Below are 22321 nucleotides of genomic sequence, written 5' to 3' on the forward strand. Positions count from 1 at the left end.
GCTTCAAAATGCCCCCCAAAGTTTGGAAAAGCGAGACTGTGTTCAGGCAGGGAATGTTGTTATAACGTGGAGTTCGCACCTTCTTGTTGGCATGGTTGGCCGCACGACCATAGTACCAAACAAGTGAGATGTTTTTTGTCCATACAAGTAAATCTATTGAATTTTTCTTACTCCCTCAAGGGTCTAAGCCATTTTTCCAGCTGCGAAAGTTGAGTGATTAACAAATCCCTGTACACGTTATCCTGCCCGAGCCAGGAATCCGTGCAAAGGGCACGTTTGAGTACGTAGAGATAAGCGCAACTGCCTTATCTAGTTTTGTTGTCCAAATGCGTCTACTCCCAAGAATGCCGGACAATCACTAGGAATGCTTAGACCGTTCAGTATTAAGTGTAGCTTGTATAATTAGCAACAGCTCAGATACGATTTGATTATCAAGCCAGTCTGCTTTCTCCCAAAATTCTATGTAGCCAAGAAGTTGTTCTTCTACAAGCAATAAATCTTCCAAAGATAACTTTGAAAATTCATATTTTCCATGGGCAATATCTGATAAAACTTCAAAACATACAATTGGTCTACCTTCTACTGAAACTCCCTGACACAACTCTTTAAGTAAATCTATTTCTTCAATTTGCTCTTTAGAAAACATGGCTGCTCCCCGTCCTTTTTTAAGCCAGTTGCTAGAATAGAACCTAAAAAAATTATCACCTGCTCACTCCTGATAGGCAAACAAATATCGTCTGAAAGCATAGCCATGGGCTGCAAACTGAATCTCATAAAAAACGGCTCACGCCTTCAAGATCCGAAAGGATCCTTCAGGCCTGAGCCGTTTTATTTATTCTGCTTCGCGAACTGCCTTCTTTTCTCTGCAAAATCCAAGGTACAGCCGTGGAACTAACCTCCGCCGCAAATTACCCCTTCACCGCAGATCCCACCGTCATCGCCCGTTCCACTTGCTCGCTCAGCAGCAGGTACAGCAGCACCATCGGCAGCGAAGCAATCGTCATGACAGCGCCCATCGCGCCCCAGTCGGTACTGTACGAACCCTGGAAGAACTGCAGGCCCAGCGGGAGGGTTTTCATATTTTCATCCGAGATCAGGATATACGCCAAGGTGAATTCGTTCCAGTTGTTCAGGAATTGAAAAATCGCAACTGTAGCGATCGCCGGAGCGGCCAGCGGCAAAATCACCTGCGCAAACAGCCGGTAAATGCTGGCGCCGTCCATGCAGGCGGCTTCTTCAATCTCTTTTGGAATCCCGGTCAGGAAGCCGTAGAACACCATGGTCGAGAACGGCAGCCCGATGGCGATATAAGGAATCACCAGCGCTCCGTACGTGTTGGTCAGATGGAGATCCCGGACCAGGATCGCCAGCGGGATCATGATGACCTGCAGCGGCATAAACATGCCGACAACCATATACGTCCTTACCGCCGAGCGGAATTTCCACTGCATACGGGCTACGGCAAAAGCAAACATCAGCGCCAGCAGCAAAATAAACAGCGTTGAGATTACCGAGACGACCAGACTGTTCATAAAGTAACGGGGAATGTTGAACTGCGTCCAGGCATTCACATAATTTTCGAACCGGAAATGCGTCGGCAAGCCGAAAGGGTTCGTGACGAAGATTTCGTCGTTATTTTTCAGCGAGTAGGAAATCATCCACACCAGCGGATATACGGACACGATAAAATACAACCACAACGGAATTTGCAAAGCCTTCTGTCCAAACTTGCTCCAAGCACTTTTATTCATGTTGTTCTCCTTTCCGCCTGCTATTCTGTCTCTACGCGGTCTGCCCGCGGTCAAAGATCCGGTTGATCACTACCGTCGCCACCAGCGAGATCAGAACAAGCAGGACCGATACAGCACATGCATAACCATAGTTACTTTCCATAAAAGCATAGCGGTAAATCATGAAGGTCAGCGTATAGTTGCTTGTGCCCGGACCGCCGTTGGTCATAATAAGCATCTGGACAAACGCCCCGATGCCGGACGTAATGGCGATAATAAAACAAAACTTGTAGGTTTCTCTCATTAAAGGAAGCGTAACGTGCAGATGCGCTCTCCATTTGCTGCAGCCGTCGATCGTCGCCGCCTCAAAATAATCCTCCGGAATCGATTTGACCCCGGCGTACAGCAGCGCAAACTGGTACCCCATGAACTGCCAGGCGTTAACAAATGCAATCGCGATAATCGACTGTGTAGGCGAGGTCAGCCAGTTTTGCTGATAAGGAATCCCCACAAGCTCGAACAGCCGGTTAATGAGACCATTGGTCGGGTCATACATGGCGATCCACAGCTGGCACACTACGGTCACCGACAGCACAACCGGGATAAAATATGCCGTTTTGAGCAGCTTCCGGCCCCGGGTGCGCGGATCGGCACAGACCAAAGCGAGCACGGTGCCCAGTCCAATCTGGAATACCACAAGCACCAGGGCGAACAGCAGCCCGTTTTTCAGCGAGGTGGCGAGCAGCGGGTCTGAAAACAGATCGCGGTAATTGCCGAACCCTATAAATTCGGCGGTGCTGAGCCCGTCCCATTCATAAAAGCTGCGGAAGACGCCCTGCAGGACAGGGTAAATCAGGATCACACTGTACAAAATCAAGGCAGGGAGCAGAAACAGCGCCAATGCCGGTTTATTTCCCAAATATTTATTCATGCGTAAGTGTTCCTCCTCTCCGGTAAGGGCGACCCCCGGTGGCGTTCGCCCCGGGGGTCTGTTTAGCCAAGCAAATTATTTGTGTTCTTTTTCAAGCGCCCGGTTCAGGTTCGCAACAAAATCCTCCGTCTTGAATCCTTCAACCAGCATGCTTTGGGTGTTGTCGTTTAATGCGTTCTGAATCTGCGTGTTGTTCAGCATCACCGCGTATTCCTTGGTGTTCGGCAGCAGTTCGGTCGCTACACGCTGCATCATGGCCGGCACGTCCGAAGCCATTGGCTTGTCCGTTTTTGGCGAGATGATCGGGCTGCCGAGCTGGGTATAGCGGTATTCAGCGGATTTCGAAGCCAGGAATGCGGCAACTTTAATGGCGGTTTCCTTGTTTTCGCTGCCAGGGGACACCGCATAGCCCTGCGGAGCGCCAGAACCGGCTACAAAATACTTGGACTGCTCGTACGTCGCTTCATCCTTGGCCGGCCAGTACATCCAGTCAACCTGGTCGCCCAGCTTCTCCTGCGAGCTGTAGATCTCCCATTGGCCGTTTACGAACATGGCCGCTTTGCCTTGATAAAAGAGGGAAGAAGCCTGGTCATAGTTGGTGTTCGTCGCATTGGCGTCAAACAATCCCGCTTCCTGCAGCTGCTTCAGCTGTTGGGCGGCCGTTACAAACGCCTCCGGCAGCTCTTTTACGTCGGCCTGATCCAGGGCGCCGAAGCCTTTTGGCTGTTCGCGCGTAACCAGTCCGTTATAAAGCGCGCTGGTAATCCATTTTTCTTTGGCAAAAATCGAGAGTGGGATGTACCCGGCTTCCTTCAGTTTTTTGGATGCTTCGGCCATTTGATCGATGGTCTTGATTGGCGTCGTAATACCCACCTTGTCGAAAATTGACTTGTTGTAGTAAATGACCTGGAACTCAATGCCGGTATCCGGGTAAGCGTATATGTGGCCGTCCGGTGCAATCAGCTTCGATTCCACGCCGGGATTCAAGTTGCCCTTGAACTGGGTGGTCGTCTCGTAATCGTCAAGCACCTCAACGTTTTTCGATTTCGCGAAGGTCTGCAGCGTCGGCCAGTCGGTAAAATAAATGTCCGGCATATTTCCGGTTGCCGCGTAAGTCTTCAGCTTCTGGTAACCGTCTTGCACCGCGGGGTCCAGGTCGATTTCGACATTCGGCATTTCTTTTTTCAGCTCCGCCACCGCATAATCGAACGGCCCTTTGGTATCGGCGTCAAAATGCTGCGCATACACCTTCAGCTTCACGGCGCCGTCGGCCGCTCCGGCCTGCTCAGTTGCCTTCGTGCCTGACGCTTCGTTGTTTCCCCCTCCGCCGCATGCGGCGAGCGCAAGCGACATCGTAAGTGTTAAAGCCAATGCCTGTAAACGTTTGCGGTTTTTGTTCATATGGTACATCCCCCTTGTCTAATTTTGCGGGTGTTTAGGTCTTTCGTCTTTCTCCTCCACATTATAGCCCGGGACCCCGTTTCATTTTAACGAACAAAACGGGCACAACCGGGAATAAACGGGACAATCCCATCCGCTCAATCCCATCCGATCGATTCGATCCTATTCGGTTCAATCCGATTCAAGCCAATCCTATTCAAGCCCATCCGAAGGAATAAAAAACCTCAAGGCGGCTTTCGGTCGCGCCTTAAGGCGGGTTAGGATGGCTGGGGCGGCTGGTATACTGTGCCAGTTGACCAGGTACGGTGCAGCGTATACAACACACCGTTCACAGAGGGCACCCGCAGCGCCGCATATACAGCGCCGCAGACTTACCGCTTCACCAGCTGCTCGTATTCGGTTGGCGTCATGCCAAAGCGCTTTTTGAAGCTTTTGCTGAAATAACCGGGGTCGCTGTACCCGACGCTTTCCGCAATTTCGGTCAGCTTCCGGTTGCCTTCCAGCAGAAGCTCCCGCGCTTTTTTCATCCGGATATGGGTAATGTGATCCACGATGGAGTAACCCGATTCCTTACGGAAAACGCGGCGCAGATAACTCGGGTCAACAAACACGCCGCCCGCCACCTGCTCCGCCGACAGCTCGTTATCCGCGTAATGGCGTTCGATATAGGCAATAGCTGCGGCAAACAGATTGGAGGCTTTGGTCGGCCGGATATCCGCCGTAAGCTGGATCAGCCTCCGGTACAGGGCAAGCATCCACTCTTCGGCCTCTTCCCACGATTGAAGACTGCGCAGCCGATCGTATGGCGCCCGGTCGTCTTCCGTCTCCCAGACCCGGTCATACGCAATGCCGCGTTCCGCCGCATACGACAGCGCCAGCGACACGAACCCCATCATCATCGCATTGGTATATTCGTCTCCCCACGGATGCGTCCGAAGCTGGCGGACCGCTTTGCGCAGCTCCTCCAGCGTGTCGCCATCCTTCATCCGCAGGCCAAGCACAATCGTATCGCGAAAATGCCCAAGATCCAGCAGGTCCTGCGCCGGCACCTGTTCTCCTCCCCTGCCTTTGCCTTCAGGCTCCGCGTCCTTAAGCGCAAGCTTCGGCAGCTTGGGCCGGATGCGTTCCAGCATCGCGGTCATTTCCTCTTTGTTGAACGGCTTCAGCAGGTAGTCCTGCACCCCCGTCCGGACCGCTTTTTGCAGATATTCGAATTCGTTATGGCCGGAGATAAACACAATCACGATCCGTTCGAATTTGGCTTTCAGCCGGCCCGCCAGCTCAATCCCGTCCATAAAAGGCATGTTGATATCGACCAGCGCAAGATGCGGATGATGTTTCTCTGCTTCCTGCAGCGCCTCCTGCCCGTTTCTTGCTTCGCAGCAGACCTCGAACCCGTGGTGCGCCCAATCCATTTTGATCCGTAAAAAATCGCGGAACAGCGGCTCGTCATCAACAATCATCACTTTATACATCCGTTATTCCTCCCCCTTTTCCCAGCATGGGCAGCACCAGCTCCACCACCGTTCCTTCTCCTGGACGGCTCTGAACCGACAATCCGTAGCCGGGCCCAAAATACAAATGCAGCCGCTGCTGCACGCTGTACGTGCCAATCGACCGGGTATCCTCTTCCGGCGAATGTCCCGACATGATCGCTTCAACCTGCGCGCTTTCCATGCCAATTCCGTTATCCTCCACCCGCACGACCACGCTGCCGTCCCGGACGAAGGCCTGAATGCTTATAAAACCTTTGGTTCCTTTCGTCTTGAGCCCGTGATAAATCGCGTTCTCCACCAGCGGCTGCAGCGACAGCTTAGGAATCGGCGTGCCCGCCAGCTCCGCCGGGATATCGAGCTCGTACCGGAACACATCGGGATAGCGGATCTGCATAATCGCCAGGTAGTCGTCGGTGATCTGGGCTTCTTTTTCCAAAATGATCAGTTCCCTGCCCTTGTTCAGCACCATCCGGTAAAAATCCGCCAAAGCCTTCGTCGTATCCCGCGCCTCCTCGTTGCGGTCCAGCTCGTTCAGAACATAAATCGTGTCGAGCGTATTGTATAAAAAATGCGGCTTAATCTGCGCGCTGATCAGCGCCAGCTCAAATTCCCGCTTGCGGTTCTGCTCCTGCGTTATCTTCTGCAGCAGCTCCTGCACCCGCTCAACCATGTAGTTGAACGCCTCCGCAATCGTACCGATTTCGTCTTCGGTCCGCACCGGCGCCACCGGGTTCAGATCACCGGATACCACCTTCCGCATCGCACGCGTAAGCTGCTCGAGCGGGCTGACCACCATCCGGGACAGCAGGTTGGCCCCCAGCCAGGAAAACACGAGACAAAGGGCGCCGATCAGGAACGTCAACCGGACATTTTCGCTGACGTCAGCGGTGAGCAGCTTCAGGGACACGACATGCACCAGCTTCCAATCCATCCGGTCAAACGGACTGACTGTAATCAGGTTGCCGTCTTCCTGGTACGAAAAACTTTGATTACGGCCCCCTTCGTCACCGGCCTTGTGTTCCAGCGCCGCCGCCATTTTTTCGTTCACCGGCTTCAGCAGGCTGTCCTTATCCGCGGCCGACGCGATCCGCATGCTATGGTCCACAAAATAATACGCTTTGGGCGACGCGGGATCGCCGGATTGCAAATCGGCCGACAGCCTGTCCTCTTGGACCAATAGGAACAGGGTTCCGTAGGTGTCGCCGGTATCGATATTGATAACCATTTTGCCGAGGGTTAACACCGGGGAAGCCGGATCGGGCGTCAAAAAATCCCGCTGTTCCATCTCAAACCAATGGTCCGTTCCATAGCTTTCGGCGTCCTTGACCCGCTCCAGCATTCCGCTGGCGAGCAGGCCGCTTTCGTCCCGGTCCGATGTGTAAGAGGTATAAATCCGGTTGTCCCGGCTTACAAAAACGGCCGCATCCGCCTCCTTAAAAATCGACAGGTCGGTGGACAGCCTGCTCTGCATCAAATTCGCAAACCGGTTTTGCTCCAGCGGAGTGAGCAGCGGCGCCGGAAACGATTCGTACAACCGGTTAATATTCGTGACCATAATGTCGGCCGCGGTTTCCGTGCTGCTTAAAATATAATCCGTCCGGGACAGGATTAGCTTGGACTCGTTTTCGACGTTGCGGGTCGTCCGGTCAATCAACGATTTGCTGAACACATGGCTCGACAGCAGGCCGAGCACCAGCAGCGACAGGATTAAAAGCGGCATGAACACCGCAATGACTTTGCTTTTGAAACGCAGTCGGCCGAACCATTTCCGCAGCAGTGTAGAGGTATTCAATCTGCAGCCCTCCGCATTCTTTTTTTATAAAATTCGTAAGTCGTACAGGCTGTACTTTAAGAACTATAATAGCCCGAAGCCACTATACTTTGGCAATGGAAATTGGCGGTTAAAAGATGAGGTTGATGATAACGGTTGAAAAGATAAGGTAACGATGTCAGATAAAGATGTCAGATAAAGATGCCAGGTAAAGATGTCAGGTGAAGATGTCAGATAAAGATGTTAGGTAAAGATGTCAGGTGAAAAGATGACAGTTGAAAGATAGAGAAGTCTATGTTAGCATGAAAGCGTTGTTTTAGTAAATTTATTAACTAAAAAAGGCGTGAGCACCTTGGCTACGATCAAAGACATTGCCCAGGAAGCGGGCGTATCGCCGGCAACCGTGTCCAGAGTGCTGAATAACGACTTGTCGCTGTCTGTTAGCGAGGACACCCGGACCCGGATTTTTGCGGTGGCTGAAGAGCTTGGCTACAAGCCGGCCCGGCTGAAGCAGCTGAAGCGGGCGACAAAGCAAGCGGGAAAAACGGTCACCCTACTGCTGTGGTGCTCGATTGAGGAAGAACGGGATGACCCGTTTTACGCTTCGATCCGCCGGGGCATCGAGCTCCGCTGCGAGGAGCTGGGGCTGGAGCTTGGTCAGACGCTTCGCGGACGCACACCCGCCATGATCCCCCGGGACAGCGACGGCCTGATCGTGGTAGGCGCAGTCGATGCAGAGGGTCTCGACCGGTTCCATGCCGACAAAAGCACTATTATTCTCGTTGATCATCAGCAGGAGCAGTCCGGTATCAACGTGGACCACAAGCAGGGGCTGACCGATAGCCTAGCGGGTCATCAACAGGGACAGCAGCCCAATAGCCTCGTGGGTAACCTGCAGGGGCTGACTGATAGACTCGTGGGACAGACCAATAGCCTTGTGGGCCGTCAGCAAGGGCTGACTGATACACTCGTGGGGCAGACCGATAGCCACGTGGGCCACCAGCAAGGGCTAACTGATAGCCACGTGAAACACCAGCAGGGGCTGACCAACAGCCTCGTGGGACACCTGCAGGGACAAACTGTATACGATTCCGTTCAGCTGCACTTCGGGCAGGCTGTGGAACAAGCGCTTGGCCATTTATTTGGGCTTGGACACCGCGAGATTGCGTTTCTTGGCGGGGAGCGCTCGTATGGGGAGCATAAAGAAAATGATGTAAACGAGCAGCGTAAAGAGCATTTTGAACGGGTTATGCGTGAGTATGGGTTGTTCCGTCCGGAGCTTGTCCGGACCAACGGCTGGAGCAGCTCGGACGGCTACCGGATGATGACGGACCTGCTGTCCGGACCCATCCGCCCGACAGCCTGCTTTGCGGCAAGCGACCCGCTCGCGATCGGTGCGCTGCGTGCCCTTCACGAACACGGCATCGCCGTACCGGAGCAGATGAGCATCGTCGGCTTCGATGACATCGAGATGGCCGCTTATGTGCAGCCGCCGCTGACCACCGTGCGCGCTTATCCCGAACAGATGGGCAAAGCCGCCGTCCAGCTGCTCGCGGAACGGTTCGAGGGCCGCGAAGCCCCGTCACACTCGATTATCGGAACGCAGCTTGTGGTCCGGAACAGCACCGCAGCGGCCCCGGAAAAAGCATGAAGTAAATGCGGGGACTTGGCGGAAGAACCTAAGCTGCTGAGCTTTTTGAGGGGAACATTAAAGTTACAGGCGGTGCACCTGGCAGTGGACCTGATGTAAGGATAAAACACACCGCCTGCATGCGCACAAGGCATAGTTTAATAACGTAATGCAAGATAACTAACCGTACAATCGTACTGGAAGCGCAAGGCCATTTTTCCGTTTAGGAGTGAATTTGATGAATATTCATGTTGACGAAACGCTTGGTCTTTTTCATCTGCAGTCCAAGGACTCCAGCTATATCATTCAGCTTGTAGAAGGGTATCCCGCCCACGTGTATTGGGGAGCGCAGCTGCGTCACGACAGCAGTCTGGCAAGCGCGCTGGAGCTGCGCACCCGCTGCTCTTTTTCGCCGAATCCTGTTCCAACCAACCACAAAGTATCGCTTGACACGCTGCCGCAGGAATATCCGCAGTACGGAACCAGCGATTTCCGGCAGCCGGCCTATCAGGTCATGCTGGATAACGGCAGCCGGATTACGGAGCTAAAATATGCTGGTTACCGTGTAACTCAGGGTAAACCAGCGCTGGACGGACTTCCTTCGGTCTACACGGAGTCCGACGATGAAGCTTCGACCCTGGAGCTTGTGCTGACCGACGATCTGGCTGGGCTGACGGTTACCCTGCTGTATACCGTGTTTGCCAATCATTCCGCGATCACCCGCTCCGCGCGGTTTGAACATAAAGGCGGCGCTCCGATTCGTCTGGAGCAGGCGATGAGCGCATCCGTCGATTTTGCCGATTCGAACTATGACGCCCTGTTCCTCTCTGGTGCCTGGGCTCGTGAACGCCATGTGCAGCGCCGCCACCTTGGACCGGGTGCTCTGCGTCTTGAAAGCCGGCGCGGCTCCAGCAGCCATATGATGAATCCGTTCCTTGCGCTTCTTCGTCCGGAGGCCACTGAAGATTATGGAGACGTATACGGCTTCAGCCTGGTGTACAGCGGCAGCTTCGCGGCGGAGGCTGAAGTTGAGCAATTTGGACAGACCCGCGTGTCGATCGGGATCAACCCGTTTGATTTTTCTTGGCTGCTGGAACCGGGACAATCTTTTCAGACGCCGGAAACGGTCCTTGTGTATTCGGGTGAAGGGCTTGGCGGCATGTCCCGCACTTACCATCGGCTGTATCGGACACGGCTGTGCCGGGGCGTTCACCGCGACAAAGAGCGTCCAATCCTCGTAAACAACTGGGAAGCGACGTATTTTGACTTCGATGCGGACAAAATCGAGGCCATCGCTAAAGAAGCGGGACCGCTGGGCATTGAGCTCTTTGTGCTTGACGACGGCTGGTTTGGCAAACGCGACAATGACGACAACTCGCTTGGCGACTGGTTCGAGCACAGCCGCAAACTGCCGGGAGGACTGGCCGAGCTGGCCGGCCGGGTTAACAGGGAAGGACTCCAGTTCGGATTATGGGTCGAGCCGGAAATGGTGTCGCCGGACAGCGAGCTTTACCGCAACCATCCCGACTGGTGCCTGCACGCCGAAGGACGGCGGCGGACGGAAGCCCGTACCCAGCTGATTTTGGACTTGTCCCGCAAGGAAGTGTGTGATTATCTCTACGAGACGCTGAGCGCTGTTTTTTCCAGTGCCCCGATCACGTACGTAAAATGGGACATGAATCGCAACATGACGGAAATCGCCTCGGCAGCCGCACCAGCCGAACGCCAAAAAGAAACCGCCCACCGCTACATGCTGGGCCTATACGATCTGATGGAGCGCCTGACTTCCCGCTTCCCTGACATTTTGTTCGAGAGCTGCTCGGGCGGCGGCGGACGTTTCGATCCGGGGATGCTCTATTACATGCCGCAAACGTGGACCAGCGACGATACAGATGCCATCGAAAGACTGGCAATCCAGTACGGAACAAGTATCGTGTATCCGGCAAGCAGCATGGGTGCGCACGTATCGGCGGTTCCGAACCACCAGGTTGACCGGATCACTTCGCTTGCAATCCGCGGGGACGTCGCTATGAGCGGTAACTTCGGCTATGAGCTTGACCTGACCCATTTTACCGATGCGGAAAAACGGCTGGCAGCCAAGCAAATCGCCCAGTACAAAGAAATCCGTTCTTTGGTGCAGCAGGGCGACCTGTACCGGCTCCAAAGCCCGTTCGAAGGCAAAGGCGATACCGCCTGGATGTTCGTCAGCGAAGACCGCAGCGAAGCATTTGTCGCTTACTTCCGGGTACTCGGCGAGCCAAACGGACCAATCCGCCGGCTGATGCTGAAAGGACTGGACCCGCAGCAGGAATATGTCATCGAGACAGGTGCTTCTGCTGAAGCTGAGGGTGACGCGCCTTTCCATCCGGCTTTTGACGGCGCTCGCTTCGGCGGCGACCGGTTGATGCGGATCGGCTTGGTCGTTTCGGACCTGCGCGGGGATTTTGCCAGCTGCACGTATCGGTTGCGGGCTGTGGGGAAGTAAGTGGAGATTAGTTAAAAAGGTGGAAGGCCAGTCGCTGTGGCGGCTGGCCTTTTATTTTTCAAAAGTGACAGTTAGTGTGAATACTTAAGTGATTACAAAACTACACCACTATTTTGTTTTGAGCAAAATCACCGTATAAACTGCAATAAATCGTAATCCTAAATTATTTCCATACCCTGTATGCCTTACGTGCACAATTAAAAAATCGCTAAATTCAGGATGTCAATTACTTTTCCAAAAAGAAAGACCACATGAAGTCTGAGACTCACATGTGGTCGACATTGTTACTTTAAATAAAATTAGATTGCCTATAACGCGCCCATACCACTTTATAGAACTATGAGATCAACACGTTCGTTACAGACAACTCTTTTCTTTAAAAGATATTCCATCGTCTTTTCGTTGCAGAAAACTTGTTTTTAATGGGCGGAGTGTAATCCCAACTAATCAATTTTATATTGTATTTCGTAAGTAATTCATCTGCAAATATAATACCTTCACTAGCACTTCCATCCGCATACTTTTCAGAATAACTTGCATCAGGAAAGCTTTGTGTATATGTTACTCCTTCATTCATATCACCCATATAATACTGAGCAGGGCCCGGATCGTAATATATTTCTTTTTTGTCATTAACCTTCAGCAACGATATATTTTGATTCCCGCTGGCTAAACGCTCTTTCCATTCCCGATATTTTCCCCTGCCTTCATCTATGCCTATGCCATCATACTCACAGATTAAGGTATCTTGAATAACCTTTCGTTTACCGTTAATTTCATATTCTAGACGGAAAGGAAACTCACCGTATGTTACTTCGGGACGTGGAGGGCTCGGCAAAAAGAAACTCCCTATAAATATCATAAGCCACGGCAATACGGTTATATACAGCACAATCGCGATAATTGCCGTCACCGTAATAACGAAAATTGAAAGTGGGTTCCTTTTCATTTATAATCAGCTTCCTTTAATGCATTCATAACTGCATGCATCGAGTGATTTCGTATATTGTCATACATACTTGTTTTCCCCTAATCCCTCGAACCTCCCCCATATTGTTAAGTTAAATAACGGTTTGACTTATTGGTTTATTGACTAACCTTCTACCCTTTAATTTATTTGATCCCTAATTTAACGTTAAGTTATTTAAAAAGTATAAGGAGAAGAAAAAAATAGATGAAAATAACCACGATAATTGAAAGTCCTATAGCTAACTTTTTTTGTAATGAAGGATTATCTTTGTTATAAATCACAGTCCCAAATCCCATTGTAACAATGCCAATAGGCATTATAAAAGAAATTGTGTCGTTAATTAACTTCTCAGGGAGATCGACTTGTAATTGACGTAACTATTTTATTGAGCTAGATCTATTGCTCACCGAGTCTTTAAATCATTCATCAAGCCTGTTGAGCCAATACTTAGGTCTCACTGTACTAGGAATAGATTTAAGTATATTTCCTTTTTAGTTTAATTGAATTATGTCGGTTTTTAATTTTTGCTGTGCATCTTCGGGTTTAATTGCAAACTTTATCGGAACAAAGTTCAACAATATCGGAATTATTAATACACATAATGTAATAGAGATTACTTTTCGCTTCACTCTCCTGCCTTTATTCAATGCCATTTACATCATCCTTATTTTGTAAACGAGTCGCTTTGTTTGCAGCTTCAGGGTATCGTGCAGAGCCTGCATTGAAAATTCTCATATCCGAACCCTTTGCTATAACTACTATAACTAGAGCAAATAACACATCAATTTAACGAAGAACGGACCAATTGAAGAATTGAATTTAAACAAGCGTTTTACTAGCGTAGGAGGTGTATAAAGAAAAGACCTTGAAAAAGCGTATCTTTCAAAGCCAAAATAACACCTTACATTATGTCGTTATAGGGTCTGTCAATAACTTTGTGTAAACTCCTAACAAGGAAATCCCCCGAGGGGGATTTGGCGGCTTAACGCAGATGGTTACCAACTCGTTCCGGGAAGAGGAAGGAGAACTGAAGCAGCATTTGGCCCCAATTTTGTACCCGGCCCGTCCATTTGCGGGTGACATCCATCGTAACCAGATAGAGCATTTTCAGCAGCGCTTCATCCGTAGGAACATGCTTTTTCCCTTGGTCACTTTACGAAGCTGCCGGTGGTAGCTTTCAATCATGTTGGCCGTGTAAATCAGCTTGCGAATCTCGGGCGTGTACTTGAAGAAAGTCGAATGCTCCTCTCAATTGTTTCGCCAGGAACGGACAATGAGCGGGTACTTGGCACCCCAGACTTCCTCAAAGCGATCCAGTTCAAGAAGCGCTCCCTGCTCGGTTGCTGCCTTGTAAATCGGTTTGAGATCAGAGGTAACTTTCTTGAGATCTTTGTAAGACACGTAACGGTTGGAGTTTCGGATCTGGTGAATGATACACTTCTGAATCTCGGTCTTTGGATAACAGGCGGAAATCGCCTCGGAGAAGCCACTCAGATTATCTACGCAGATGATGAGGATGTCCTGAACACCGCGGTTCTTCAGGTCGCTTCCCATGTGTTCTCCCAAACTTTCTATTACTTCCATTTTACTGGGTTTAGGGGTTTACACAAACTATTTTACACACTCAAATCCTGCTCCCGTACATTGGGTGCTATCAGCGAGTGCGGTCGTTTTTCGATGAATTGGAACCTCAGTCCCTTCCTTGTTGAAAAAAAACATGAGATTAAAGTTTACTTAAGTGTACACTATTAAGTTTCTCTAATCCTCCCTCAACAACAAATATTACAATCACTTCTGCTTCTGACTTAAGCCCAACTTGAAAATTCTTAAGGGTGTGTTTTGGATCTTCCATCAATTTAATATTAAAAGTTTCAGTCTTTCGAACAAACTCTTTTATGATTGTTCCCCTGCTTGGTATCCATCCTTCAAAAAACAACTGTTCAGGAAATTCTATAGCTTCATCAAAGTAAATGTTTATTGACTCCAGTTTTTCGTTCGGGTTGTCACTCGGAAATGATAACTGCATCGATCCGTACTTTACTGTGATTGGTTTCTTTGAAACAGAGATATCTTGCGGTTTTCCCAGTAAAGTCTCTATAAATCTTCTTTCCATTCCTATTGAAATTACTCCAAGTACACCCGTTTGGATAAATTTTATAAACAAGGTTATCCTTCACCTTCTAAATTTTTTTGATCTTCCAATTAGAAGTGTACCCCTCACTGTCACTGCGTATATTACAAACTCATTTCGATATTCTATTTCTGACTCACTTTGAATCTTAACTAGCTGACGCCGATGGAGGTTTGACGACACAATGCTATATTGTTTTCGATAAAATTATCAGATAAACTGCTATAAATATAAGCTGACAGACTAAAAGTGGAAATTGAATTCCCACAGAAACAATCATTAAAAGTAGCGCTGATGTATTTATTACTATTAATGCTAACGTAATTTTTCTGATGCCAAACACTTTAAATCTAAGCCAAGCAACTATATTTATTAGAATACAAGCTAATAATGCTTCCACTTTACCCCCTATTTTAATTACTTCAATTGGTATGAGCGCTAAAATTAATGCCGGAACATACTCCACAAGCGCCTACATTCCCCTGACTCTAAAAAAGAATCCATCGCTTTTTAGAAAAGTTATTTTTAATGGGCGGAGTATATTCCCAACTAATCAATTTTATATTGTATTTTGTAAGTAATTCATCTGCAAGAATGATACCATCTCTGGTACTTCCGTCCGTATACTTTTCAAAATATCTTGCATTAGGAAAACTTTGTGTATACGTTACACCTTCTTTCATATCCCCCATATAATACTTAGCGGAACCCGGGTAGTAATATATTTCTTTCGTGTCATTAACCTTAAGCAACATTATATTGTGATTCCCGCTGGCTAAACGCTCTTTCCATTCCCGATATTTCCCCCTTCCTTCATCTATACCAATGCCATCATACTCACAGATTAAGGTATCTTGAATAACCTTTCGTTTACCGTTAATTTCATATTCTAGACGGAAAGGAAACTCACCATAGGTTACTTCGGGACGTGGAGGACTCGGCAAAAAGAAGCTTCCTATAAATATCATAAGCCACGGCAATACAGTAATATATAGCACAATTGCGATAATAACCGTCACAGAAATAATGACAATTGAAAGTGGGTTCCTTTTCATTTATAACCAGCTTCCTTTAATGCATTCATAACTGCATGCATCGAGTGATTTCGTATATTGTCATACATACTTGTTTTCTACAAATCCCTCCTCCTCTATATTGTGAGGTAAACATACCGCTTTGCCGATTGGTTTATTGACCCCTCCTTCTACACCATTAGTACATTTCCTTTTACAATAAATGCAGTAAGGCTGGTTTTATAATTGGAAGAATCAAACCTTTATTCCTTTAGTTTTACAGTCGAAGGATTGAATATGATACTCTTGTTATTCGTTGCCACTACATTTGCTGCTGCCTCAGCTCCACCTTTTGAACGTCCAATCACTTAAATCGACAAAATTACTCCTACCTGAAAGAGCATCTTTTTTTCTTTCTCAGCACTATAAACTTTGTTTGCCATCATTGCAGCTTCTAGCTGAGTAGGAATATGCCCACTTGGGCCAACATGAATTAAAGAATTCTTTTCCACGCACGTATACAAATTCAAACTCAGCGGATTATCAATCTGCCCTTCATAAGTATCCATGTACTTTGTCTATTCGGCATCACGTTGCTAGATCTTAGTAACCATATTCATCGTCTAAAATATTTATTTTCTTCATTTTATAGATGTATATAGTATGTGAGTGTAATGATTTATCTAACTTAACACTTCCAAGATAAGGATTATTATAGTGCGATTTTGTTAGTAATTTACTGTATTTTCTATACCAAAGACTATCCACCTTTCTCCCTCCAGAGACTAGAATTATATTTTTTTTATAATCCATTGCTGGTAATTCTAAGTTATATTGTTCTACCAAGCTATTTCCTTCAGCATTAAAGACAAACCCCCACCACGTTCCTGGTAATTCCTCATCAACCTGTACTTCTTTCACCAAAGTTACATCTATATAATTTTTCTTTACATAATAGTGCAAGTAAAGAAATACTGAGACAATCATCACGCAGCTAAGTAATATTAATAGTCTTCGTTTGATACGTACCCCCCCTAAAATTATTACGTTATTCTCATCAAGATTCAGGCGAATTGTAATCAACAGTAATATAACCCTTTGAATTTTTAGTATATTTCACTTCTCCTACAGGAAGCCGAGGTGCGCCCTTCATCCATTTTATGAAAAATGACCATTGATTCCTCCTAATCTTGGGGTATAAGTGTTCCCTCTTTTGGTATAACCAAGTTCACCGTCCCAGGCAGTGACTTTTTGAATATTATTGTTCTCTAAGAAAGTGATTGCTGTATTATTTGTATAATTAATATTTCCACCATTGCAAGTTAATACATCCAGCTCAATAAATGTCTTATAATTTAAACTTCCGATATATAATGCCGGAGTGCCAGATTCATATGTTTTTCCTTCTGGATTTGTTGTAACATATTGCTTATTTTCTGCATCAATAATAATAGTTGCTGGATGCCCATGGAATAGCAAAGAAACACCTTCACTGTTTATTTTATTTCCTTTAGAATCATATCCGCCCATCCGATTCCAATTTTCTTTAAATACTTTAGTATTTGAAATGGGAGGCAAATGAATTGGTGTTCCATAGAGCTTCGTTAAGCGTTACGCCTCAGATTTAACCTGACCAGACCAATCTATTGGTTCATAAAACAAATAACTATTATGGCCGCTAGAGTCAATTCCATTAATTGGGTTATTCAATGTATAAGTATATAAATCACACTCAGCGGATTATATATCTGCCCTTCATACGTATCCTCATTGATAAACCGTCCGCGACTTGGGTTATAATATCAGGATCTCAAATAATCGTTCAGGACGATCTGTTTTATTAGCTGATTTCGTCGTCGTTTTCCACGCACATCTTACGTATAGACATCCCGTGCCCAATTTGGGTGGTTAGTTGGTAGAATGAGCTCCGCTAAGAAATAGCTCGAACTAGCGGAGCATTCTTTTTTTCTGGAGGTGTTTATTGTGAAAAATAAGTATTTGGCTACTTTGATTTTGTTGGTACTGAACCTACTTTGTATTTTTGCAGTCGATTTTACAACGTTTAAGCATAAAACTGGAGATGCAATTTCAGGTAACGGAAACCAGGGATCATTGCGGTATTTCTAGGCCTACTAGTCCTTATCATCTTTTTAGTGTTTTTGTTTTTTGCATCTGCAGAATATTTCAAGAAGATATCTTTTGAATTTTCAAGAGGCATTATACCCTCAAGTCTGATCATTATTGTAATTCTAATGTTGTTTGCTGAAGGAAGAAAAATTCACTTATTAGAGCATAATTTAAATGGATTTACAAATGAAAAGGGTTCAATTGTTTATCGCTTTGGCTGGGTTAATCAATATACAAATTCATTATTTTATAATGGGTATATCTTAATTTTTGGAGTTACATTAACGATACTTGCTTCTTGGGTTTATGTAAGAATACTGACACGAAAAAAACTACGAAGAAAACAATGAATCACTTTATCATATTTAAAACAGAAGATATTAACCAAACTGACGCCCATGGAGGTTCCACGTCAGTAAAAATGGATTGTCTAGTATTTAGTGCCTTACTCAAACAGAGGGTCTAACTATTTCCACTTGTTTATCTGTAAAAATTCCGTTTAGTTGTGTTAAAAAAACACTATCTGTTTCAAAAAAATCACTATCATTTCGCAAATTAAGGGTAAGTGGCGGAACTACACCAAAGCCACCACAAAGACAATCCTCTAGACTCATTAAATCAAAGCCAAAATACCCGCCTGGACCATTAATTGCCTCTCCTAAAGCGCAAAAGAAAGAAGATGAATCCTTTACGTAAGTTGCATCAAAAGTATATACTCCATGTCTTTCATCATGTTGATTAGAACTTCTCTTAATATATAAACGTGCCACCTCTAACCATCCTTCTCTTTGTTGATCTGTAAGATTAGACCATAGATTAGTGGATGCAGGAGGAGAATGTCTCCATTCCTCCCAAATCACTAAGGCTTCTTTTGACGCCTTTGTTAAAAGTGTTCCAATTAGTTCGAGATAATTTTCTTTATTTTCAGGCACGCGTTTATGAAAGTATAGTGGGTCTTTTAAGGAGAAATAATACGAACCTATAGAATCTCCATTTACATCATTGATACCTAAATGAATATTTATTACACCGGATTTCGTCTTAATACAATATTCCTTAAATGATTGCGTTATTTTAAAGTCCTGCAGTATGATTTTGTGGAAAGATTCGTTTTCCTCGATTGAAGTACATTCTCCTGAAAGCCCCAAGATGTCTACGCACGTTCCCACAACTAAATTGCTATCGTCATCTAATATTGAATACTTAGCCATTGTTCCTCCCAAGTCTATTTTCCACCTTCAGGATACCATGGTCCTGGGAATAATTTAGATTGTGGATGGTCATGAATTAACACGTATCCGAGCTTCCCATCCGGTTTGGATCTTCCTCTCACCCTACTTTTTATTAGCAACTAATATTACTTACTATCCATATTCATTAGCCTTCTCTTCTCATCTAGCCACTTCTCCTCTCTTCTCACCCATTCTTCAGGACTTAATTTTTCATCCGTCCAAAACGCAGAAGAGTCTACAGCATTACCATTTTTATCGGTTGCAATAACAGATGTCCTACTTTTACCGAACACTAAACTGGGACAAATTTGATTACCCTCTTCATTGTAAGATAAACACTGGATGCCTATGTTACCTTTGCAACATTTAGAGTTTTGATGTTCATCGTCGTCGCCGTATAAACAAGTCGCCTCAAGAACAATATGCCTCCATGCCATACTAATCCTCCTTGCAATAAATAAGCCATATTCAACTCTCTGATAACAGCCCTATAGTCGGGTTGTTAACTCCTATCCACTCAATCCTACCATTATCACGTATAATACCATATGCTCGATAAGAGCCATCAACTCTTGGAATTCAGGATTTTATGGGTGATACAGCGGCAGATAAGAAGAAAACCGCCAAGCGATGGACGCAAGACGGTTTGACGAATCAATTAGAAAACGTATTTTTGATTGGTGGGTCAGAATCCCAACTTATCAATTTAATAGAGTACTTATCAAGTAATTCATCTGCACGGACTAATCTATTACTAGTAAGTCTACCAGCCCGTTCAATAATTAAAGCATTAGGGAAACCATTCTGGTGATCCTCGTTATTTTCCAAATCACCCATATAGTAGTTTGAGCTACCTGGAGAATAGTATATCTCCTGCGTTTGATTAACCACTAGCAATGTTATTCTCTCATTCCCGCTAGCCAATCGTTTCTTCCACTTGCGGTATTTCCCACGCCCTTCATCTGCCCCAAAACCATCAAATTCACAAATTAAAGTATCTTGAATAACCTTTCGCTCTCCGTTAATTTCATACTCCAAGCGAAACGAAAATTCTCCGTACGTGATTTCAGGGCGAGGAGGGTTTGCTCCTAAATGAATACCTATGAATATGAGAACCCAAGGCAAAGCAAGATACACTACGTATACAAGTGCCCCCAACAATGGGATACCTATCAATAAAAATAATCTCGCTTTCAGTTATACCCTTCCTCCTTCAAAGCACTTATTACTGAATCCATGGAATGATTTTGGATACGCTTATCAATGATCTCATCGGCTCCTTAGTCTGCGACCGTGTACGGCCAGTATGGCAAGTCCAAACTACCACTTGTAGCTCTAAAAGAAAAACCTTGGGGACTAACTACCCAAGGTCTCATGATGTTATAATGGGTTTTCAAACTTTCATTCAACATCCATTTTTGAGAAATCCGTTATATATTTTGATAATTCCTTTTCAAGGTTCTCCAGCCCTAGTATATCCTCAATATGAATAGAATTCATCAACTCATCATCGGACACATCCCAATCATTCTCAAGATATTCGATTGGTATTTCATATTTTCGGAGCCAATACTTCATATTACTAGGATCTGCTGTATTTAGTTCCCCCCCCCTCTCAACAGCACTAACGACCACAAATGCTCGTTTCTCCACTGAAGAAGATGATATTTCCAATGCTAATGTTAAGCTTGGTAATATTACCGAGATTTTGTCCACAAGTTCTTGTATCAAAAATATAGCTGCAGCTTTTACTCAAACTTAAAAGATCCGCTTGATATTTTCACATCAGGATTAAGCTCTTTTAATTGCATGCCGTAATCCTTTTTCATCTGTGAAATATGTAGAGTTTCCAATTGTGGAAAATACTCTTTTAAATCAATTAAATCCACCTTTACTTTGCACAAAATGAAATCGATATGTCTAATCTGATGAAGTCCTCCAATATCGGTTAGATTCATTTCCTGCGTACAGCTGTTAACAATTAATGTATCTAGCCTTTTGAAAGACCTTATTGTACTTAAATCAAGCTTTTTACAGCCATCCACAACTAACCTTTTTACGTTACTATTGTCTCCTGTAAAACGTTCAAGGCTTCGACAACCCAGAATATAAACATCTAATAATCCGTTTATTTTTGCTGTGTTTCCAAATTCTTTAAATTTACAGCTTTTAAAGGACAGCCTTTCCATGTTAGCTTCTTCCCATTCCTCAAACTTAGGCTCCATGGAATGATAAATGTCTATGGTTTTGAGATGCTTACACCCTGCAATAGCAGTGAAGTCTTCCTTCCGTTCTACAAAAAGGTCAATAGCTTCTACTTTAGTATTAGAAAGCTGGGAGAGATCTCTGCTTCGGTTCCGATGGGTTCGAATCTTAATATATTCACCTTTATTAAATGATTCTATCCCATCCAAAGACTGAATATGCTGTCCATAGACAAACAAATACTTCAGATTATGAAATATGCTTATTATACTAAGATCTGATAATGAGGAATTATAGTCTATAATCAATTCTTCAATTTTATCAATGCCCTTCACTTGTTTTAGACGTGCAATCAAAGCCATAGCATCGATTTGTATTTCCGCTGTATTCCCTATTCTCAGACTATCAATTTGCGAGTCTATATTTATGAGTTGTGTAATTTTGGACTCATCAATGATTAGCTCTTCAGTCAATCTATTCATCCTTTCGAAACAGATTTAGCAGCATATAAAATTTTTTAGTGTTGAATAACTTTATACCATTGAAGTTATTGATAAATACTTCCCTCAGCTTCTATTTTCATGACCATGTGACAATTCTCTTTCTCAAGCAAGAACTACTCCACCTTATTCGCTCTTTGACTTATTGGATTAGGTAAGGAACACGATAATTACAAACATTTTACCAGAGTGTTTTTAATATTTTTTTAAAATCATAGTCATAAATACTGAGGTAACCTTTAGGTGTAAGGTATCTTCTAAAAGATGCTCTACTGATTGGATATACTATTTCCCATTTATCAACATCCAAATCAGCGTATAAAACATTGGTTTCCTTATTTCTCTCATACCGCCCTACTTCACCAATTAGTAGAAATCTGTTTTCGACTTCAAACCATTTCAAATCAAACTCTTTATCATTAAGATACTTATCCGGGCTATTTAGGGATACTTTCACAGCGATGTTCTCTTCTAAATGTGTATTAATATTTGTATCTGCAATCCATCCAGTATCCAGAACATATTTAGATTCTGTTACACAAATATAGTTTCCGGCTTTTAATTTTTGCTGTGCATCTTCGGGTTTAATTGCAAACTTTATCGGAACAAAGTTCAACAATATCGGAATTATTAATACACATAACGTAATAGAGATTACTATTCGCTTCACTCTCCTGACTTTATTCAATGCCATTTACA

At 45.5% G+C, this 22321-nt stretch carries 21 protein-coding genes and 1 pseudogene; 2 read left to right on the top strand and 20 right to left on the bottom strand.

Annotation, left to right across the window (positions count from 1 at the left end):
- Nucleotides 1-358 precede the first annotated feature (358 nt).
- From ACE6ED_RS24690 to ACE6ED_RS24715, 6 genes are all read right to left on the bottom strand, one after another.
- Nucleotides 359-646 carry a hypothetical protein gene (locus ACE6ED_RS24690; protein ID WP_410830090.1) on the bottom strand — a complete coding sequence of 96 codons (288 nt, stop codon included), beginning with the start codon at nucleotides 644-646 and terminating at the stop codon, nucleotides 359-361.
- A gap of 262 nt (nucleotides 647-908) precedes the next feature.
- Nucleotides 909-1751 (bottom strand): carbohydrate ABC transporter permease, encoded by an 843-nt coding sequence (locus ACE6ED_RS24695; RefSeq protein WP_410830091.1) that lies wholly within the window; start codon nucleotides 1749-1751, stop codon nucleotides 909-911.
- A gap of 31 nt (nucleotides 1752-1782) precedes the next feature.
- Nucleotides 1783-2661, bottom strand: coding sequence for a carbohydrate ABC transporter permease (locus ACE6ED_RS24700; RefSeq protein WP_410830092.1), 879 nt, complete (start codon nucleotides 2659-2661; stop codon nucleotides 1783-1785).
- 75 nt (nucleotides 2662-2736) lie between these two features.
- Nucleotides 2737-4062, bottom strand: a complete 1326-nt coding sequence (locus ACE6ED_RS24705; RefSeq protein ID WP_410830093.1) for an ABC transporter substrate-binding protein — start codon at nucleotides 4060-4062, stop codon at nucleotides 2737-2739.
- A 371-nt stretch (nucleotides 4063-4433) separates the two neighbouring features.
- The gene (locus ACE6ED_RS24710) at nucleotides 4434-5537 is read right to left on the bottom strand and encodes a response regulator (RefSeq protein WP_410830094.1); all 1104 of its coding nucleotides are present in this window, start codon (nucleotides 5535-5537) and stop codon (nucleotides 4434-4436) included.
- Nucleotides 5530-7350 carry a cache domain-containing sensor histidine kinase gene (locus tag ACE6ED_RS24715; protein WP_410830095.1) on the bottom strand — a complete coding sequence of 607 codons (1821 nt, stop codon included), beginning with the start codon at nucleotides 7348-7350 and terminating at the stop codon, nucleotides 5530-5532. The genes ACE6ED_RS24710 and ACE6ED_RS24715 overlap by 8 nt, the downstream gene beginning before the upstream one ends.
- 331 nt (nucleotides 7351-7681) lie before the next feature.
- On the opposite strand from ACE6ED_RS24715, the gene ACE6ED_RS24720 reads away from it, so the two are divergent.
- Both ACE6ED_RS24720 and ACE6ED_RS24725 read left to right on the top strand, forming a co-directional pair.
- The gene (locus ACE6ED_RS24720) at nucleotides 7682-8980 is read left to right on the top strand and encodes a LacI family DNA-binding transcriptional regulator (protein ID WP_410830096.1); all 1299 of its coding nucleotides are present in this window, start codon (nucleotides 7682-7684) and stop codon (nucleotides 8978-8980) included.
- A gap of 217 nt (nucleotides 8981-9197) precedes the next feature.
- Nucleotides 9198-11444, top strand: a complete 2247-nt coding sequence (locus ACE6ED_RS24725; protein ID WP_410830097.1) for an alpha-galactosidase — start codon at nucleotides 9198-9200, stop codon at nucleotides 11442-11444.
- A 376-nt stretch (nucleotides 11445-11820) separates the two neighbouring features.
- Here the strand turns inward: ACE6ED_RS24725 and ACE6ED_RS24730 are convergent, their stop codons facing one another.
- The 14 genes and pseudogenes from ACE6ED_RS24730 to ACE6ED_RS24795 all read right to left on the bottom strand — a co-directional run bounded on the left by ACE6ED_RS24730 (nucleotide 11821) and on the right by ACE6ED_RS24795 (nucleotide 22316).
- A complete protein-coding gene (locus tag ACE6ED_RS24730) occupies nucleotides 11821-12393 on the bottom strand; it encodes a hypothetical protein (RefSeq protein ID WP_410830098.1) in 573 nt (190 codons plus the stop codon).
- 1003 nt (nucleotides 12394-13396) lie between these two features.
- A pseudogene (locus ACE6ED_RS24735) lies at nucleotides 13397-13962 on the bottom strand (IS256 family transposase); the annotation flags it as partial.
- Nucleotides 13963-14137: 175 nt separating this feature from the next.
- Entirely contained in the window at nucleotides 14138-14578 is a 441-nt protein-coding gene (locus ACE6ED_RS24740) for a hypothetical protein (RefSeq protein ID WP_410830099.1), read from the bottom strand.
- Between the two features lie 154 nt (nucleotides 14579-14732).
- Nucleotides 14733-15011, bottom strand: a complete 279-nt coding sequence (locus ACE6ED_RS24745) for a hypothetical protein (RefSeq protein ID WP_410830100.1) — start codon at nucleotides 15009-15011, stop codon at nucleotides 14733-14735.
- A gap of 22 nt (nucleotides 15012-15033) precedes the next feature.
- Nucleotides 15034-15600, bottom strand: coding sequence for a hypothetical protein (locus ACE6ED_RS24750; protein ID WP_410830101.1), 567 nt, complete (start codon nucleotides 15598-15600; stop codon nucleotides 15034-15036).
- A 326-nt stretch (nucleotides 15601-15926) separates the two neighbouring features.
- Nucleotides 15927-16127, bottom strand: coding sequence for a hypothetical protein (locus tag ACE6ED_RS24755; protein WP_410830102.1), 201 nt, complete (start codon nucleotides 16125-16127; stop codon nucleotides 15927-15929).
- A gap of 34 nt (nucleotides 16128-16161) precedes the next feature.
- Nucleotides 16162-16641 carry a hypothetical protein gene (locus ACE6ED_RS24760; RefSeq protein ID WP_410830103.1) on the bottom strand — a complete coding sequence of 160 codons (480 nt, stop codon included), beginning with the start codon at nucleotides 16639-16641 and terminating at the stop codon, nucleotides 16162-16164.
- 75 nt (nucleotides 16642-16716) lie between these two features.
- Nucleotides 16717-17088, bottom strand: coding sequence for a hypothetical protein (locus ACE6ED_RS24765; protein ID WP_410830104.1), 372 nt, complete (start codon nucleotides 17086-17088; stop codon nucleotides 16717-16719).
- 1046 nt (nucleotides 17089-18134) lie between these two features.
- Nucleotides 18135-18908: a barstar family protein gene (locus ACE6ED_RS24770; RefSeq protein ID WP_410830105.1), complete on the bottom strand. Its 774-nt coding sequence runs from the start codon at nucleotides 18906-18908 to the stop codon at nucleotides 18135-18137.
- A 134-nt stretch (nucleotides 18909-19042) separates the two neighbouring features.
- Nucleotides 19043-19354 carry a hypothetical protein gene (locus ACE6ED_RS24775; protein WP_410830106.1) on the bottom strand — a complete coding sequence of 104 codons (312 nt, stop codon included), beginning with the start codon at nucleotides 19352-19354 and terminating at the stop codon, nucleotides 19043-19045.
- 217 nt (nucleotides 19355-19571) lie between these two features.
- Nucleotides 19572-19955 (bottom strand): hypothetical protein, encoded by a 384-nt coding sequence (locus tag ACE6ED_RS24780; RefSeq protein ID WP_410830107.1) that lies wholly within the window; start codon nucleotides 19953-19955, stop codon nucleotides 19572-19574.
- A 363-nt stretch (nucleotides 19956-20318) separates the two neighbouring features.
- Nucleotides 20319-20648, bottom strand: coding sequence for a hypothetical protein (locus tag ACE6ED_RS24785; RefSeq protein WP_410830108.1), 330 nt, complete (start codon nucleotides 20646-20648; stop codon nucleotides 20319-20321).
- A 17-nt stretch (nucleotides 20649-20665) separates the two neighbouring features.
- Nucleotides 20666-21595, bottom strand: coding sequence for a hypothetical protein (locus ACE6ED_RS24790; protein WP_410830109.1), 930 nt, complete (start codon nucleotides 21593-21595; stop codon nucleotides 20666-20668).
- 208 nt (nucleotides 21596-21803) lie between these two features.
- Nucleotides 21804-22316 carry a hypothetical protein gene (locus tag ACE6ED_RS24795; RefSeq protein WP_410830110.1) on the bottom strand — a complete coding sequence of 171 codons (513 nt, stop codon included), beginning with the start codon at nucleotides 22314-22316 and terminating at the stop codon, nucleotides 21804-21806.
- Nucleotides 22317-22321: the final 5 nt, after the last annotated feature.

This window comes from Paenibacillus nanchangensis (assembly GCF_046543445.1).
Classification (GTDB): domain Bacteria; phylum Bacillota; class Bacilli; order Paenibacillales; family Paenibacillaceae; genus Paenibacillus_AQ; species Paenibacillus_AQ nanchangensis.